The 16,038-nt window shown below is 72.0% G+C and carries 14 protein-coding genes; 9 read left to right on the top strand and 5 right to left on the bottom strand.

Going from position 1 to position 16,038, the window contains the following annotated elements; translation table 11 throughout:
- Positions 1-32: 32 nt before the first annotated feature.
- On the top strand, positions 33-5,018 hold the full coding sequence (locus DFQ13_RS25685) for an NAD-glutamate dehydrogenase (RefSeq protein ID WP_110081650.1): 4,986 nt from the start codon (positions 33-35) through the stop codon (positions 5,016-5,018).
- 209 nt (positions 5,019-5,227) lie between these two features.
- Here DFQ13_RS25685 and DFQ13_RS25680 read toward each other — a convergent pair whose 3' ends face one another.
- Entirely contained in the window at positions 5,228-6,097 is an 870-nt protein-coding gene (locus DFQ13_RS25680; RefSeq protein WP_110081649.1) for a helix-turn-helix domain-containing protein, read from the bottom strand.
- Between the two features lie 240 nt (positions 6,098-6,337).
- Here DFQ13_RS25680 and DFQ13_RS25675 point away from each other — a divergent pair, with 240 nt between their 5' ends.
- The 5 genes from DFQ13_RS25675 to DFQ13_RS25655 all read left to right on the top strand — a co-directional run bounded on the left by DFQ13_RS25675 (position 6,338) and on the right by DFQ13_RS25655 (position 9,505).
- The gene (locus DFQ13_RS25675; RefSeq protein WP_110081648.1) at positions 6,338-7,057 is read left to right on the top strand and encodes a PP2C family protein-serine/threonine phosphatase; all 720 of its coding nucleotides are present in this window, start codon (positions 6,338-6,340) and stop codon (positions 7,055-7,057) included.
- A 230-nt stretch (positions 7,058-7,287) separates the two neighbouring features.
- The gene (locus tag DFQ13_RS25670) at positions 7,288-8,106 is read left to right on the top strand and encodes a hypothetical protein (protein ID WP_146241359.1); all 819 of its coding nucleotides are present in this window, start codon (positions 7,288-7,290) and stop codon (positions 8,104-8,106) included.
- A 79-nt stretch (positions 8,107-8,185) separates the two neighbouring features.
- A complete protein-coding gene (locus DFQ13_RS25665; protein ID WP_052020417.1) occupies positions 8,186-8,590 on the top strand; it encodes an acyl-CoA thioesterase in 405 nt (134 codons plus the stop codon).
- Positions 8,583-9,215, top strand: a complete 633-nt coding sequence (locus tag DFQ13_RS25660; protein WP_035277917.1) for a hypothetical protein — start codon at positions 8,583-8,585, stop codon at positions 9,213-9,215. Before DFQ13_RS25665 ends, DFQ13_RS25660 begins: the two co-directional genes overlap by 8 nt.
- A 71-nt stretch (positions 9,216-9,286) precedes the next feature.
- Complete coding sequence (locus DFQ13_RS25655; protein ID WP_110081646.1) at positions 9,287-9,505, top strand: hypothetical protein; 219 nt, start codon at positions 9,287-9,289, stop codon at positions 9,503-9,505.
- Positions 9,506-9,598: 93 nt separating this feature from the next.
- Here DFQ13_RS25655 and DFQ13_RS25650 read toward each other — a convergent pair whose 3' ends face one another.
- The 3 genes from DFQ13_RS25650 to DFQ13_RS25640 form a co-directional block, all read right to left on the bottom strand.
- On the bottom strand, positions 9,599-11,176 hold the full coding sequence (locus DFQ13_RS25650) for a glycoside hydrolase family 13 protein (protein ID WP_110081645.1): 1,578 nt from the start codon (positions 11,174-11,176) through the stop codon (positions 9,599-9,601).
- A gap of 93 nt (positions 11,177-11,269) precedes the next feature.
- Positions 11,270-11,653, bottom strand: a complete 384-nt coding sequence (locus DFQ13_RS25645; protein ID WP_035277914.1) for a globin — start codon at positions 11,651-11,653, stop codon at positions 11,270-11,272.
- A gap of 25 nt (positions 11,654-11,678) precedes the next feature.
- Complete coding sequence (locus DFQ13_RS25640) at positions 11,679-12,659, bottom strand: mechanosensitive ion channel family protein (protein WP_181400150.1); 981 nt, start codon at positions 12,657-12,659, stop codon at positions 11,679-11,681.
- 262 nt (positions 12,660-12,921) lie between these two features.
- Between DFQ13_RS25640 and DFQ13_RS25635 the strand changes: the two genes are divergently transcribed.
- The gene (locus tag DFQ13_RS25635) at positions 12,922-13,488 is read left to right on the top strand and encodes an HNH endonuclease (protein WP_374201882.1); all 567 of its coding nucleotides are present in this window, start codon (positions 12,922-12,924) and stop codon (positions 13,486-13,488) included.
- A gap of 26 nt (positions 13,489-13,514) precedes the next feature.
- On the opposite strand, the gene DFQ13_RS36015 is transcribed toward DFQ13_RS25635, so the two are convergent.
- Positions 13,515-14,699, bottom strand: a complete 1,185-nt coding sequence (locus DFQ13_RS36015; RefSeq protein WP_407643208.1) for a hypothetical protein — start codon at positions 14,697-14,699, stop codon at positions 13,515-13,517.
- A gap of 457 nt (positions 14,700-15,156) precedes the next feature.
- On the opposite strand from DFQ13_RS36015, the gene ctaJ reads away from it, so the two are divergent.
- Complete coding sequence (ctaJ, locus tag DFQ13_RS35285) at positions 15,157-15,480, top strand: aa3-type cytochrome oxidase subunit CtaJ (RefSeq protein WP_035282477.1); 324 nt, start codon at positions 15,157-15,159, stop codon at positions 15,478-15,480.
- Positions 15,467-15,970 (top strand): DUF5130 family protein, encoded by a 504-nt coding sequence (locus DFQ13_RS25625; RefSeq protein ID WP_035282474.1) that lies wholly within the window; start codon positions 15,467-15,469, stop codon positions 15,968-15,970. The genes ctaJ and DFQ13_RS25625 overlap by 14 nt, the downstream gene beginning before the upstream one ends.
- Positions 15,971-16,038 lie beyond the last annotated feature (68 nt).

Here is a 16,038-nt window from a genome sequence, read left to right as displayed (position 1 = left end):
GCGTGCCACCACCGATGTGGAGCTGAAAAACCATGACCTCGACTGGTTACTCGACCCGCCTCGACAGAGCCGTCAGCGCTGACGGCCCGGAGTCGACGGGGCGACCGGTCACCACCAGCAGCCCCGAGCAGAACCGCGACGACCTCATCGAGCGCGCGGCAGGGCAGGCACCCGACATCGCCGACCTGATCCGCCTCTACTACCGCTACATCCCACCGGAGGAGGTCGTCGGGGACGACCCGGTGGACCTCGTCGGTGCCGTGCGATCGCACGCGGACCTGGCCGAGCGCCGGGTTCCCGGGCGGCCCTCCGTGCGGCTGCTCAACCCCAACTCCGGTGCCGACGGGTGGACCTCGAACGGCACCGTCGTGCAGTTGGTGACCGACGACATGCCCTACCTCGTCGAGTCCGTGTCCGCGGAACTGGTGCGCTGCGGTGTGCAGGTGCAGCGGGTCGTGCACCCGATCGTCGTGGTCCGCCGCGATGTGGCGGGGGCGCTGCGCGAGGTGCTGCCCACCGCCGACCCGATCCAGCCGCCGGACGACGCCTTCGCCGAGAGTTGGATGTACATCGAGGTCATCGACCTGGTGACCGACGGCGGCCGGGCGCGGGAGATCGAGAACGGCCTGCTGACCGTGCTCAACGACGTCCGCGAGGTCGTCGAGGACACCGACCGGATGGCCGGGACCGCCCGGGCGCTGGCCGACGAGCTGGAGAACACCCCGCCGCCGCTGGAGGACAGCGAGGAGATCGCCGACGGCGCCGCGCTGCTGCGCTGGTTGGCCGACGGCCACTTCACCTTCCTCGGCTACCGCCGCAACGACCTGGTGCACCCCGACGGCGAGGGGGAGCCCGCCCTGCGCGCCGTGCTGGCCAGCGGTCTCGGCGTGCTCCGCCAGGACAGCCTCGCCGCGCGCAGCCTCACCGCGGGCCCGGACGCCGTGGCGCACGCGCTGGCGCCGAAGCTGCTGGTGCTCACCGAGGCCAGCGCACCGTCCACAGTGCACCGGTCGACCTACCCGTACTACGTCGGCGTCAAGATCTTCAACGAGCGGGGCGAGGTCACCGGCGAGCACCGCTTCCTCGGTGTGTTCACCACGACCGCCCTGCACGAGGACGTCCTCGACATCCCCGTGGTGGCGCGCCGGGTGCGCAACGTGATCCACCAGGCGGGCTTCCCGATGGAGTCCTACTCCGGGCAGCGCATGCTGGAGGTCATCCAGAACTGGCCGCGCGCCGAGCTGTTCTCCACCAGCACCGACGCCCTCTACGCCACCGCCACCGGTGTCATCGCGCTGGCCGACCGCCGCAGGCTGCGCCTGTTCCTGCGCCGCGACGCCTACAACCGGTTCTTCTCCTGCCTGGTGTTCCTGCCGCGCGACCGCTACACGACCACCTCGCGCATCGCCATGCAGGAGGTCCTGCTCGACGAGTTGGCAGGCACGAACCTGGAGTTCAGCACCCGCGTCGGCGAGACCCCGCTGGCGCAGGTGTACTTCATCGTCCACACCGACCCCGGTCGCGCGGTGGAACCCGACGTCACCCGCATCCAGGAGCGGCTGACCGAGGCCGTCCGCGGCTGGGACGACCTCATGGTCGAGGCGCTGCTCGGTGAGCAGCGCAGCCGGGTCGACAGCGGCGGGGCGGTCGGCGCCGAATCGGCCACCGAACAGGGCCAGCGCTACGCCGCGATCTTCCCGGAGGCCTACAAGGAGGACTTCAGCGCCGCTGTCGCCCTCGCCGACCTCCGCGAGCTGCAGGACCTCAAGTCCGACACCGACCTGCGGATGTCCTTCTACGTCCCGGAGAACCCGGAGCCGGGGGAGCGGCGGTTCAAGCTCTACCTCTCCGGCAAGGGCGTCACCCTCTCCCACGTGCTGCCCATGTTGCAGCGCATGGGGGTCACCGTCGTCGACGAACGCCCGTACGAGCTGCGCAACGACGGCGGAAGCCCGTGGTGGATCTACGACTTCGGCCTGCGCATCGACCCGGTGGTGCTCGAGGCGCGCGGCGAAGAGGACATCGACCAGCTCAAGGACGACTTCCAGAACGCCTTCGCCGCCATGTGGCGCGGTGACGCCGAGGCCGACAAGTTCAACGCCCTGGTGCTGCGCGCCGGTCTGACCTGGCGGCAGGCCTCGGTGCTGCGCGCCTACTCGCGCTACCTGCGCCAGGCGGGCACCCCGCACAGCCAGACCTACATCGCCGACGCCGTCCTCGCCCACACCAACGTGGCGACCGCGCTGGTGCGGCTGTTCGAGACCTCGTTCGACCCGGCGCTGTCCGAGCAGTCCCGCCTCGGCAGCGCCGCCACCCAGGCCACCGAGATCACCGCGATGATCGACGAGGTCACCAGCCTCGACGAGGACCGCATCCTGCGCAGCCTGCTCACGGTCATCCGGGCGACCCTGCGCACCAACTACCACGTGCGCGACGAGAACGGCGATCCCCGCCCGTACCTGGCGGTCAAGCTCGAGCCGCGGGCGATCCCGGAGCTGCCGGAACCGCGGCCGCGGTTCGAGATCTTCGTCTGCTCGCCCCGCGTCGAGGGCGTGCACCTGCGCTTCGGCGCGGTCGCGCGCGGCGGACTGCGCTGGTCGGACCGCCGGGAGGACTTCCGTACGGAGGTGCTCGGCCTGGTCAAGGCGCAGGCGGTGAAGAACGCGGTCATCGTGCCGGTCGGCGCGAAGGGCGGGTTCGTCGTCAAGCGCCCGATCACCCCCACCGGTGACCCGAGCCTGGACCGCGAGTCCTTCATGGCCGAGGGCATCGCCTGCTACCGGATGTTCATCTCCGGCCTGCTCGACCTGACCGACAACCTGCACCAGGGCGAGACGATCCCGGCGCCGGACGTGGTCCGCTACGACAGCGACGACACCTACCTGGTGGTCGCCGCCGACAAGGGCACCGCGACCTTCTCCGACATCGCCAACGAGGTCGCGGCGTCCTACGGCTTCTGGCTGGGCGACGCGTTCGCCAGCGGCGGTTCCGTCGGCTACGACCACAAGGCCATGGGCATCACCGCCAAGGGCGCGTGGGAGGCGGTCAAGCGCCACTTCCGCGAGCTGGGGATCAACACCCAGAGCGAGCCGTTCACCGTGGTCGGCGTGGGCGACATGTCCGGTGACGTCTTCGGCAACGGGATGCTGCTCTCGGAGCACATCCGCCTGGTCGCGGCCTTCGACCACCGGCACATCTTCATCGACCCCGAGCCGAGCACGGCCGAGGCCTTCGCCGAGCGCAAGCGCTTGTTCGAGCTGCCGCGGTCGTCCTGGGACGACTACGACCGGGCGCTGATCAGCGAGGGCGGCGGTGTCTGGCCGCGGTCGCTCAAGTCGATCCCGGTCAGCCCGCGGGCGGCCAGGGCGCTGGGCCTGCCCGAGGACGTCGGCAAGCTCTCGCCGCAGGAACTGATGAAGGCCGTGCTGCTGGCCGAGGTCGACCTGCTGTGGAACGGCGGCATCGGCACCTACGTCAAGGCCAGCACGGAGTCGCACACCGACGTGGGCGACAAGGCCAACGACGCGCTGCGCGTCGATGGGGCCGCGCTGCGGGTCAAGGTGGTCGGCGAGGGCGGCAACCTGGGCCTGACCCAGCGCGGCCGGATCGAGTTCGCCGCCCGCGGCGGGAAGATCAACACCGACGCGCTGGACAACTCCGCGGGGGTGGATTGCTCCGACCACGAGGTCAACATCAAGATCCTGCTCGACCACCTGGTCCGCGACGGCGCCCTGGGCCGCGAGCAGCGCGATGCGTTGCTCGCCGAGATGACCGACGAGGTCGGCCAGCTCGTCCTCGCCGACAACTACCGGCAGAACGCCGTGCTCGGCGCGGGCCGGGCGCACGCCGCCGCGATGGTGCCGGTGCACGCGCGGCTGGTGGACGCCCTGGAGCGCGACACGGGCCTCGACCGCCGCCTGGAGGCGCTGCCGACCCGCGAGCGGTTCCGGGCCATGGACAAGGCTGGGGAGGGGCTGACCTCGCCCGAGCTGGCCACCCTGATGGCGCACGTGAAGCTGGCGCTCAAGGAGCAGGTGCTCACCTCGGACCTGCCCGAGCAGGACGTGTTCGCCCGCAGGCTGCCGGACTACTTCCCGTCGCAGCTGCGCGAGCGGTTCGGCCCGGCCATCGGAGCGCACCCGCTGCACCGGCAGATCATCACGACGCTGCTGGTCAACGAGGTCGTCGACGGCGCGGGCGTGACCTACGCGTTCCGCCTGGCCGAGGAGCTCAACGCCAGCGCCACCGACGTGGTGCGCGCATTCGCGGCGGTGACCAGGATCTTCGACCTCCCGGCCATCTGGCGCGAGATCGACGCGCTGGACAACGTGGTCCCGACCGACGTCGCCGACGGCATGGTGCTGGAGACCCGCCGGGTGCTCGACCGCGCGGCCCGGTGGCTGCTGTCGAACCGCCCGCAGCCACTGGCGGTGGGGGCGGAGATCACCCGCTTCCGCGAGTCCGTGCAGTCGCTGCTCGCCGAGGTCCCGGGGCTGCTGCGGGGCCAGGCGCGCGTGGAAGCCGAGGCCGATGCCCAGCGCATGGTCGCCGCCGGTGTCCCCGCCGACCTGGCCCGCCGGGTGGCGACGCTGCTCGACGCCTACGCCCTGCTGGACGTGACGGAAGCCGCCGAGCTGTCCGAACAGGACGGTGGGGTGGACGCGGAGCGCAGTGGGCTGGAGACGGCGGAGTTGTACTACGCGCTGTCGGACCACCTCGACTTCGACGTGCTGCTGACATCGATCAGCGCGCTGGAGCGCGGGAACCGCTGGCACGCGCTGGCCCGGTTGGCACTGCGCGACGACCTGTACGGGTCGCTGCGGGCGATCACGCTGGACGTGCTCGCCCAAGCCGACCCGGGGGTGCCCGCGGCGGAGAAGATCACCGTGTGGGAACAGGCCAACGCCTCGCGGCTGGCCCGGTCCCGGGTGGCCCTGGAGGAGATCCGGGCGTCGGGCAGGCTCGACCTCGCCACCCTGTCGGTGGCGGCCCGGCAGTTGCGCAGCATGGTCCGCTGAGCCGGACGGGCTCCCGGGCGCCGTGTCCGGGAGCCCGCCCAGCGGGTGGGCCCTCGGCGCCCACCGGGCGCGCGGCGACCGCGGTCCTGCCGAAGCGGAGGCGGCCGGTCGTCGGGCTCTCAGAGTTCCGACACCGGTCTCCCCGAGCGTGGTCCGCGATTCCGCCCGGGCGTTCCCGTCACCGAGGCCGTTCCCGCGCTCGTCCACCGTCAGCTCCCGGTCTTCTCGAGTTCGGCGCGCACGAGGCGGACCGTTTCTTCTTCCGAGACGGCGAGTTCGCGCACAGCGCCGAACAGGGTGGTGAACGACGAGACGTCCGGCTCGCGCTCCACGGTCTTGCCGCCCGTCGGGTACTCCAGGTAGACCGAGTACGGGCTCTCCGCGTCGTTGTCGAACTCCAGGATGACCAGTGGACCGTTCATCGGGCCGAACGCGCCCGCGCGGAACGGGACGACCTGGAAGGTCACGTTCTCCAGTTCCACCATCGCCAGCAGGTGCTCGAACTGCTCCGCCATCACCTCCGGGCCGCCCACCCGGAGGTGCAGCGCGGCTTCGCTGACGAGCGCGTGCAGTCGGAGCGGGTCTTCCCTGAGCAGGAGCCGTTGCCGAGCCGCGCGTTCCTCGCCCGCGCGCTCACTCCACGCGCTGTCGTGCCCGCCGAGCAGCCGGGAGGCCTCGGCGACCGCCCTGGCGTAGTCGGCGGTCTGGAGCAGGCCGGGCAGGGTGGTGTAGTCGATCGTCAGTTCGGCCAGCGCCTGCGTCTCGTCGCGGCGGAACGCCACGTACTCCGGTGGGAAGTCGGTGGCGTGCTCGATGCGCACGGTGCTCTGCTTGGCGTGCGTCCACAGCAGCAGGGCCTCGAAGCGCTCCTCCGTGTTGGCTCCGAGGGCGCCCAGGATCGCGATGAACAGGTGCTTGTTCGGCACCTGCAACCCGTTCTCCATCCGGGAGATGGTCGCCCGGGAGGTCTCCACCGCGTCGGCCAGGGCCTCCGGGAGCATGGCGGGCTCGTGGCGCTTGCGGATCGACTCCATGAAGCGCCCGAGCTGGCGCTTGCGGCGGGTCGTGTCTGACGGCATGCCTCCACGGTATAGCCGAACAGTGCGCGGCGCATTCACCCTTTCGTGCGTTGCGCGGCGCACTGTGCGCCGATAGCTTGGTTGTACGAGGCGTTCAGCGCTTCGAGGCGAGGTTCGGCACGGCGGACCTCGTCCGGTTGATCAAGCCGGTTGATCAAGGGGGTCGGGTCGGATGGGCAAACGGTCTCGGGGAGAGCCCTCCCCCTGTCGGGCACACCGCCGCGCCGGCACGGTGGACCCATGCAGATGCGTTTCATGGCGGCCGCCTTCACCGCGCTGGGTGGGCGGGAAACCAACCAGGACTCCGCGCACGCCGATCCCCGCCTCCTGGTCGTCGCCGACGGCGTCGGCGGAGCCCCGGCGGGCGAGGTCGCCTCGGCCGTCGCCGTGCGGGCCGTGGTCGAGGCCGGACCGGACACTGACCCGGCCCTGCTGGCCGAACGGGCCAACTCGGCCGTCGTCGCGCACGCCGAGGCCGACCCGGCCACCGCGGGCATGGCCACCACCGTCGACATCGCCGCCCTGGTGCCCGGACCGGCTGGGTGGGAGGTGCGCGGCGCCCACGTCGGCGACAGCTTCACCCTCGTGCAGACCGACCGGGTCACCCGCCTGGGTCGCGCGCACACCCTCGCCGAGGAGCTGGTGGCGGGCGGCCACATCACCCCGGAGGAGGGTGCCCGCCACCCCAACCGCTCCGCCCTCATGCGCGCCGTCGGCATGGGGCCCACCGTCGAACCGGAGCTGTGGTCCCACCCCGCCGCGCCGGGCACCCGCTACCTGCTCAGCAGCGACGGTCTCTTCGACGCCCTGGGCATGGAGGCCGTCGTCACCCTGCTCGACTCCCTCCGCCCCTCCCCGCCGGCGGACGTCGCCCGGATGCTCGTCGAATCCGCCTGCGCCGCGGGTGCCCGCGACAACGTCACCGTCGTCGTCGCCGAGGTCACCCCGTGGCAGGGTTGACCACCGAGCACCCCGCGGCAGACTCGAACGGCGAGTCGACGGCGGACTCGACCGGCGAGTCCACGGTGGAACCGACCGGCAGGTCGACGGCAGATCCAACAGGGGGGCGGGTGGTGGCTTCGGCTGGCGACCAGATGGCCGTTCGGGCCTGCCGCCAGATGGCGGGCGCGGTTGGCGACCAAACGGCGGGACGGATGGACGGCCGGATGGCGGATTCGGCTGCCGATCTGATGGCAGATCCGGTTGGCGCCCCGATGGTGGACTCGATCAGCGGGTCGGCGTCGGGCCCGACCGGAGATTCCGCGGCGGAGCTGACCGTGGACTTCCACGCCCGCCCCGAGCGCACCCTGACCGCCGCCGATCGCCTCTCGCTCGACCGCGACTTCCTCAGTGGCGGAGCCGATGAACGCCTTTCCCGCACCCCGAGTGCTCCTGCGCTGCGCCATATGGGTGGACAGTGGTGGTTGGTCAACGGCCAGGACAACGCCGCTCCGGTGGTCGTCTACGCCACGACGGAGGGTCGCCGCTTCACCGTCGGCGAGCGCTGCGCCTTCCCGCTGCCGGATGGGGAGTCCGAGGTCACCGTCGGAGGCCACCGGGTCCGCGTTCTCGTCTCCACTCCGCCGACGGCGTCCGCGGAGGTCCCTGAGGCGATCACCGGGCCCGAGACCAGCATCGGCCTGTCGGGCGCCGCCGTGCGCGTCCAACTCCTCTTCGGCCGCAAACCCCGCCACCGGGCCGTCCTCGCCGCCCACTACCGCGAGTACTTCACCCCCGGTGTCGAGTCGCCGAAACCGTTGGAGCGCAAGCAGACTCGCCTCTGCATGGGCCTCACCTCCCACACGGCGCTGGAGCGCGCCCTGAACGAGGTGGTCACCGAGATCTGGGGTGAGCCCGTGGGGCACCGCCACGAGCTCCCGGATTACCTGATCCGCGAACGCCTCCTGGTCACCGCTGACCAAGACCTGGTTCCGCACCGCTTCTGCCGCCACACCGCTGGACCCCCGCGCCTTCCCCCGGTTGCCCACGGGGGCGGTCCGCGCCGCTAGGGTTCGGGGGGTTTGGGTGACGTGCGGGAGGTCGCGGGTGGGTGCGTTTGTGGCTGAGGTGCGGCCGCGGTGGTCGGACATGGACATGTACGGGCACGTGAACCACGCCCGGACCGTCACGCTCCTCGAAGAGGCCCGCGGCGACATGCTGTTCAGGGAGGCTGCCGCCTACGGGACCGAGGACCTGGCCAAGGGGCTGGTCGTCGCGCGGCTGGACGTGCAGTACAAGGCCCCGCTGTTCGCCTTCGGCACCACGCTGCGGGTGGAGATCTCGGTGCGGGAGATCCGGTCGGCGTACTTCGTGCTCGACTACCGGGTGCGCAGTGGTCCCACCGAGGACGACCCGGTGGCGGTGACCGCCTCGACGACGCTGGCGCCGTTCGACTTCGTGGCGCAGAAGCCGCGGCGGATCAGCCAGGGGGAGCGCGAGTTCCTCAGCACCTGGCACAACACCGTGCCCGAGGACGGGAACAACAGTGCCTGAGCTGGTTTTCGCCGACCCCGACGAGCGGTCCGACCTGGGTGCCTTCGTGGCCAGGGCGGTGCGGCTGGACCAGCAGGCCGTCGTGCGGCTCAAGGCGCGCGAGGGCGGGCTGGTCGACGCGTGGACCTCCACGCCGTTCGACGTGCTGGCGACCCGGTCGGCGCGGGCGACGCTGGAACCCGGCGACATGACCGTGTCCGGCAACGAGCTGCTGGCCACCCTGGCCGTCGTGCGCGGTGACCGGCTGGACCCGGGGCTCTCGCAGGACATGCTGTGGCGCTCGGCGCTGCCGCCCACCCGGCACTGGCAGCAGGTCGACCACCTGCCCGCCAGGCTGGTCAACGACCTCGCCGACAAGGGCATCGCCGTGGCCAGGGAGAACGTGGGGCCGCAGGGCACGCCGCCCGCCTCGCTGCTCGACCAGACGGTGCTGACGGTCAGCGGCGACGGCCTGGAGATCAAGGTGCCGCTGCGCTGCCTGTTCGCGCTCTCCGGCATGGGGTTCCTGACCGACGGTGAGGACGAGACCATCCGGGTCACCGCCACCGACTCGTGGCTGCGCCTCGACGCCCGCTACGGCGCGGTCGTGCGGCGCAGGCACGCCCTCCTGCCGCTGCTGGTCTGAGTTCTCCTGACCGAATCCTTACGGATCGGCGTGAGCGGAATCCCCGACACCGCCTTGGGCGTCTTACCGGTATGAGCGACGACCCCACCGCGGAGTGGCTGCACGAGACGACGCCCGGCGCCGACAGCGCGGAGTGGCGCCGTGACCGGCCACCCGGTGAGCCGGAACCGGAGATCCGGATCGAGCGCTCCCGAGCCGAGCGCGCCAGGGAAGTCGCGGCGCAGGTCGCCCACCTCAGCGTTCCCGCGCTCCTGTTCGCGGCGGTCGCCACGGAGGGTTTCGGCGAGTGAGCGGCGCCCGGTGACCGGTCGGACAAGCCAGGCCGGCGACCGGTTGGACGAGCCAGGCCGGCAACCGGTTGGACGAGCCAGGCCGGCAACCGGCTAGACGAGCCAGACCGCGGTCTCCGGTGGGAGTTCCTCGCCCGCCATCGGACCGCTGGCCAGCAGGATCTGCCCGGGCGGCAGCGGCACCGGGGCGTCCGAGGTGTTCAGCGCGCAGATCAGACCGCCGCCCTTGCGGCGGAACGCGAAGCACCCCGGCGGCGCCCCGTACCACTCCAGCTCCGTGCCCGCGAACGCCTCCGTGGTCTTGCGGACCTCCAGCGCGTGCCGGTACAGCGACAGCATCGACGCCGGGTCCTCCAACTGCGACTCCACCGTGTACCCCGCCCACTCCGCGGGCACCGGCAGCCACGAGCGGTCACCGGTGGAGAAGCCGAACGTGGGCGGCTCGCCCTCCCAGGGCAGCGGGACGCGGCAGCCGTCGCGGCCCCGGACCGTGCGGCCGCTGCGCTCCCAGATCGGGTCCTGCAGAGCCCAGTCCGGCAGGTCGGCGTTGGGCAGGCCCAGTTCCTCGCCGTTGTAGAGGAACGTCACGCCCGGCAGGGCCAACTGCACCAGGGCCATCGCCCGGGCCCGGCGGGTGCCCGCCGCGCCGCCGCCGTAGCGGGTGACGTGGCGTTCGACGTCGTGGTTGGACAGCGTCCAGGTCGGGGGCGCCCCCGAGTCGGCCACCGCGGCCAGGGAGTTCTCCACCGTGTGGCGCACCGAGTCGGCGTCGAACCCGGTCAGCGCCAGCTTGAAGTTGAAGCCCAGGTGCAACTCGTCGGGGCGCACGTAGCGGGCGAAGCGCTCGTCGGTCTCCACCCAGATCTCCCCGACCGTCACCGTGTCCGGGTAGCGGTCGACGACCTGGCGGATCATCCGGTGGATGTCGTGCACGTCCTCGTTGTCGAACCGGGGGTCGGCCTCCGGGTGGGCGTGCGCGCCGGTCCGGACCGGGACCACCGCCGGGTCCAGGTCGGGCAGGCCCGCCGCCTTCGCCATGCCGTGCGCCACGTCGATGCGGAAGCCGTCGACGCCGCGGTCGAGCCAGAACCGCAGCGTCCGCACCAGGTCCGCGCGCACGTCGGAGTTGTCCCAGTTCAGGTCGGGCTGCTCCGGGGCGAACAGGTGCAGGTACCACTGGCCGTCCGGGGTGCGCGTCCACGCCGGGCCGCCGAAGACGCTGGTCCAGTTGTTCGGCGGTTGGGAGCCGTCGGGGCCCTGGCCGTCGCGGAAGTGGTAGCGGTCGCGCTCGGGGCCGCCGCGCAGCGCCGCCCGGAACCACGGGTGCTGGTCGCTGGTGTGGTTCGGGACCAGGTCGATGGTGACCCGGATGCCGTGGTCGTGCGCGTCGGACACCAGCCGGTCGAACGCTTCGAGGTCGCCGAAGAGCGGGTCCACGTCGCGCGGGTCCGCCACGTCGTAGCCGTGGTCGGCCATCGGTGAGGTGAAGAACGGGGTCAGCCACAGCGCGTCGACGCCGAGCAACTCCAGGTAACCGAGGCGGGACCGGATGCCCTCCAGGTCTCCCACCCCGTCGCCGTCGGAGTCGGCGAACGAGCGGACGTAGACCTGGTAGAAGACCGCGTCGCGCCACCACGGCGGCGCCGCGGCGTCGTCGGCGGTTGCTCCCACGGTCGACCATCCTGCCAGTCCTCGGCCCGGCGCACCGGGGAAACCGATCACTGCGGTTGCGCCCGGGGTGATTTGCCGCACTCGGTGAGCGGATCAGACCCAGCTGTTCATCATGCTGTTGGCGGCCATTTCCAGGTACTGCCAAAGCTGGGTCCGCTGCTGCTCGGGCAGCCGCTCCTCGTCCACCGCGATCCGCATGCAGCGCAGCCAGGCGTCGCGCTCGATCGGGCCGATGGTGAACGGGTTGTGCCGCATCCGCAGCCGGGGGTGCCCGCGCTGGTCGGAGTAGGTGTGCGGCCCGCCCCAGTACTGGATCAGGAACAGCCGCAGCCGCTCCTCGGCCGCCGCCAGCTCCGGTTCCGGGTACATCGGCCGCAGCACCTCGTCGCGTTCGACCTCGGCGTAGAACCGGGCCACGATCCTGGTGAAGGTCGCCTCGCCGCCGACGGCGTCGTAGAAGCTCTCGGGTGTGCCCACGGGGTCAATCCTCGCTCACCGGCGCTCAGGGCGTCTGGTTGGGGAACAGCCTGCCCATCGGCGGGGCGATGTCGGCGGCCTCCAGCTCGCGCAGCGCCCGGGCCCGCAGCGCCCGCTGCACCGCCCACTGCCTGCCCGGGCGCACCTTCACCGTCATCCGCACGATCAGGCTCTCCGGGGTCACCTTCTCCACCCCGAGCACGACCGGCGGCTCGATGACGTCCTCGGACACGCCCTCCTCGCCGACGACCTCGCCCGCGACCCGCTCCAGCAGCTCGGTCACCTGGGCCACGTCGGCGCTGTAGCCGACCGGCAGGTCCACCACCGCCACCGCGAAGCCCTGGCTGGAGTTGCCCACCCGCAGGATCTCGCCGTTGCGCACGTACCAGACCGTCCCGTTGACGTCGCGCAGCGTGGTCACCCGCAGGCCGACCGCCTCGATGGTGCCGCTGGCCTCGCCGACGTCCACGACGTCACCGACGCCGTACTGGTCCTCCAGCATCATGAAGATCCCGGACAGGAAGTCCTTCACCAGGTTCTGCGCGCCGAAGCCCAGCGCCACCCCGACGATCCCGGCCGAGGCGATGATCGGTCCCAGGTTCAGCCCCAGCTCGCCGAGCGCCAGGATGAACGCCAACCCGTAGACGATGAACGTGACCAGCGACTTGAGCACCGAACCGATCGTCCTGGCCCGCTGCGCGCGGCGTTCGGAGATCAGGCTCCCGAAGGCGCCGGGCGCCCGTTCCTTGAGCGGTTTCAGGACGGTGGGCACCTTGCCGTCGCCCGCGGTGATGCGCTCGATCAGCCGCCGCAGCAGCAGCCGGATCACGACGGCCACGGCCACGATCAGCAGGATCTTCAGCGGCTTCGCCACCAGCCAGCTCGCCGAGGCCGCCAACCACTCGTTGTGGGTCAACCGCCACACCTCGGCGCACCAGGTGCCTTCCTCGGTGGTGCAGGTGGGGGCTTCCATGTCCAGGAACTGGGTCAGGGTCGTGGCGTTCATCGGCGCCGACGATAGCGACGACTCCGGGTGACGTCGAAGCCGGTGGTGTGCGCCTTCCGGGGGATGATCGCCGGACACGTGGGAGAACACACGTGCGCGAAGGGGCCGGTGTGTGGTCGACTTAGGCAGCACCGGTGGAGGTGGTCGAGTGCCAGAGCGACAACCGACCCGCCGCGGCGCGCCCCCAGGGCTCGCGCCGCGGCCGACGCTGTGCCCGCCGCAGGGCACTGCCGTCGAGTCCGCACGCGCCGCCCCGGCGGCCCTGACCCCGCTACCCACGCCCGTGGCGATGGCGCTGCCGCCGCCCGCACCCACCTGGGGCAGGCGTCGCGTCCTGCTGCTCAACACCACTTTCGAGCCCCTCACCGCGCTGCCGCTGCGGCGCGCGGTGGTGCTCGTGGTCTGCGGCAAGGCGGAGGTCGTCCACGGTGATCCGACCGGCATGATCGTGCACTCGGCGACGGCCAGCGTGCAGGTCCCGTCAGTCATCCGGCTCAGCAGCTACGTCCGCGTGCCCTACCGGGGGCGGGTACCGCTGACCAGGGCGGGGTTGATGCACCGCGACCGCTACCGCTGTGCCTACTGCGGTGGTCGAGCGGAGACGATAGACCACGTGATCCCGCGCAGCCGCGGGGGGCAGCACACGTGGCAGAACTGCGTCGCGTGCTGCGCCAAGTGCAACCACCGCAAGGCGGACAAGCTGCTGGCTGACCTGGGCTGGCGGCTGCGGGTGGTCCCCACCGCGCCGCGCGGCCCGCACTGGCGGCTCCTGGCAGGCGTCACGGACGCCGACCCGCTCTGGCTGCCCTACCTCGGTGAGGCCGCCTGAAGTTCGGCCGGGTGGGCGGGAAGTGCTCAGGCAGAGGTGACCCGGGTGCCCGCGGTGACACGCGTGCCCCGGGTCACCCGCGTGCCCAGGTGCAGCGAGGTGACACGGGTGCCGCGGTGGGCGGAGGTGACTCGGGTGCCGGGAGTGGTGGTGCCGCGCTCGGTGGCGGTGACGCGGGTACCGGGGTGGGCGGAGGTGACCCGGGTGCCGCGGTCGGCGAAGGTGACTCGGGTGCCGCAGTGGGCGGAGGTGACTCGGGTGCCGGGAGTGGTGGTGCCGCGCTCGGTGGCGGTGACCCGGGTGCCGGGGTGGTTGGCGGTGACCCGGGTGCCGGGAGTGGTGCGGGTGGCGGTGACGCGGGTGCCCCGGTGGGTGGCGGTGCCCCGGGTGACCCTGGTGCCTGCGGTGACGCGGGTGCCGCGCTCGGTGGCGGTCACGCGGGTGCCCCGGGTGACGCGGGTGCCGAGGCCGCTGAAGGGAACGTGGGTGCCGGGCGCGAAGGCGGTGACCCGGGTGCCTCGGGTGACCCGGGTGCCGCGCTCGACGGCCGTCACCCTGATGCCCATGACCAGCAGCGAAGTGACCCTGGTGCCGCGGGTGACGCGCGTTCCGCAGGTTACGCGGGTGCCTCGGGTGACGCGGGTTCCCCTGGTGACCCGCGTGCCCGCCGTGACGCGGGTGCCGCAGCTCTCCGGTGCGGTCCACACGATCCGGAACGCGGTGACTCGGGTTCCGGGCTCCAGCGCGGTGACCCGGGTGCCCCTGGTGACGCGGGTGCCTCGGGTGACCCTGGTGCCCGCTTCGAGCGCGGTGACCCGGGTGCCTGCTTCCAGTGCGGTGACTCGGGTTCCGGGCTCCAGCGCGGTGACTCGCGTGCCCCTGGTGACCCTGGTGCCTGCTTCCAGTGCGGTGACTCGGGTGCCCGGCTCCAGTGCGGTGACCCGGGTGCCCCTGGTCACGCGGGTGCCCGCTTCGAGTGCGGTGACCCGGGTTCCGCGCTCCACCGAGGTGCTTCGGGTGACCCTGGTGCCCGCTTCCTGTGCTGTGACGCGGGTTCCCCTGGTGACGCGCGTTCCGGCCTCCAGTACCGCCGTGACGCGGGTGCCCGCCTGCGCGGTCACCCGGGTTCCCGGTTCCACCGCCGTGACGCGGGTTCCCCTGGTCACGCGGGTTCCGAGTTCGAGGGCGGTGACCCGGGTCCCCCTGGTCACCCGGGTGCCTCGGGTCACTCGGGTTCCGCGGGTCACCCGGGTTCCGGCGGAGGGGGTGGTGGCGGCGAGGTGAAGGCCGGTGTGGTGCGCTCCCTCACCCGAACGGGTGATAGCGGCGGCCGGGTTGGAGCGGGTGGGGGTGTACATGGAGTGGCCTCCTGGGGGATTGGAGCGCTTCTAATTGTCAGATGACTCTTTCGCAAGGGCCGTACAGGTGAAAAGCTATGACCCCGGGCGGTCACCGACAAGACGTTGTGGCGCGTCTTGATGGCGCACATGCGCAGTTGGGGCCGTTCGCCCCTTGGCGATACGCCCAAAGAGCTACCTCTACGGGCGTCACTCGGCCGATCGGCCTTACCAGGAGAGCACCAATCGGAGACCGTGTGCCCGGACGCGCGCGCAGGGGCAGGCGGGAGTCGTCGCACCCCGTCCGACCTCGTCCGTTACGGTAGCGCTCGTGACACCCGTCGAGACCGTTCTCGTCCTCGCGGTGATCCCGCTGGCCATCTACGGCGTGATCGCCCTGCTGACGCTGCGCGAGAAGTTCGCCAGGTCGCCCCGCTACCGCCCCGGCCAGGAGTGGGAGCACCCGCCCGTGTGGTGGACGGCCAACCCCGATGGGCTCGGCGCGGGGCACCCGGTCCTGTCCGCCGATGGCCACTCCGGTGGCCATTCCGGTGCTCACTCCACCGGTGCCCATTCCGCTGACGTCCACTCGGCCGAACGCGCCGACTCCGCGCTCGTGCGCACGGCCAAGGGAGGTGCCCGTGGCAGCTGGTGAGCTCGTCCACGCGAACCACGCCGACAACCAGGTCGTCGAGGACCCCGAGCACGGCATCGGGGTGGCCAGGACCGCCAGCGGGCGGCTCTCGGTCGCCCGCGAGAAGGTGCCCGCCGCCCCCGGCCTGCCGTTCAACGCCGTGCAGCTCTCCCGGCTCGACGAGGCGCTGACCCTGGCGTCGCGGGCGACCGGCATCGGCTTCAGCGTCTACCTGGGCGACCTCGGGGCCGACCCGCGCGACAAGGCCGAGGAGCTGCACGCGGGCATCGGTGCCGCGTCCGCCGACTCGGCGCTGATCGCGGTGTCGCCGGGGCAGCGCAAGGTGGAGATCGTGACCGGCACCGAGGCGGCCCGCAGGCTGCCCGACCGCGGCTGCAACCTCGCCGTCATGAGCATGGTGGCCTCCTTCAAGGAGGGCGACCTCACCGGCGGCCTGGTCAGCGCCCTGCGGATGCTGGCCGACCAGGCGGGCCACGCCCCCCGGCACTGAGCCCGACCCGGCACCGAGCACGAACCGGCACCGAGCACGAACCGGCACCGAGCACGAAGCGCACCGAC

Origin of the sequence: Actinokineospora spheciospongiae (assembly GCF_003182415.1) — a bacterium.
GTDB classification, from domain to species: Bacteria; Actinomycetota; Actinomycetes; order Mycobacteriales; family Pseudonocardiaceae; genus Actinokineospora; species Actinokineospora spheciospongiae.
This window is presented reverse-complemented; position numbering and strand designations above follow the sequence as displayed.

Excerpts from the sequence above, each read along its gene's own strand:
- DFQ13_RS25680 (WP_110081649.1), bottom strand. The coding sequence starts at position 6,097 with ATGCCGTCAGACACGACCCGCCGCAAGCGCCAGCTCGGGCGCTTCATG.
- DFQ13_RS25665 (WP_052020417.1), top strand. The coding sequence starts at position 8,186 with ATGGACATGTACGGGCACGTGAACCACGCCCGGACCGTCACGCTCCTC.
- DFQ13_RS25685 (WP_110081650.1), top strand. The coding sequence starts at position 33 with ATGACCTCGACTGGTTACTCGACCCGCCTCGACAGAGCCGTCAGCGCT.
- DFQ13_RS25640 (WP_181400150.1), bottom strand. The coding sequence starts at position 12,659 with ATGAACGCCACGACCCTGACCCAGTTCCTGGACATGGAAGCCCCCACC.
- DFQ13_RS25670 (WP_146241359.1), top strand. The coding sequence starts at position 7,288 with ATGGCAGATCCGGTTGGCGCCCCGATGGTGGACTCGATCAGCGGGTCG.
- DFQ13_RS25655 (WP_110081646.1), top strand. The coding sequence starts at position 9,287 with ATGAGCGACGACCCCACCGCGGAGTGGCTGCACGAGACGACGCCCGGC.
- DFQ13_RS25675 (WP_110081648.1), top strand. The coding sequence starts at position 6,338 with ATGCAGATGCGTTTCATGGCGGCCGCCTTCACCGCGCTGGGTGGGCGG.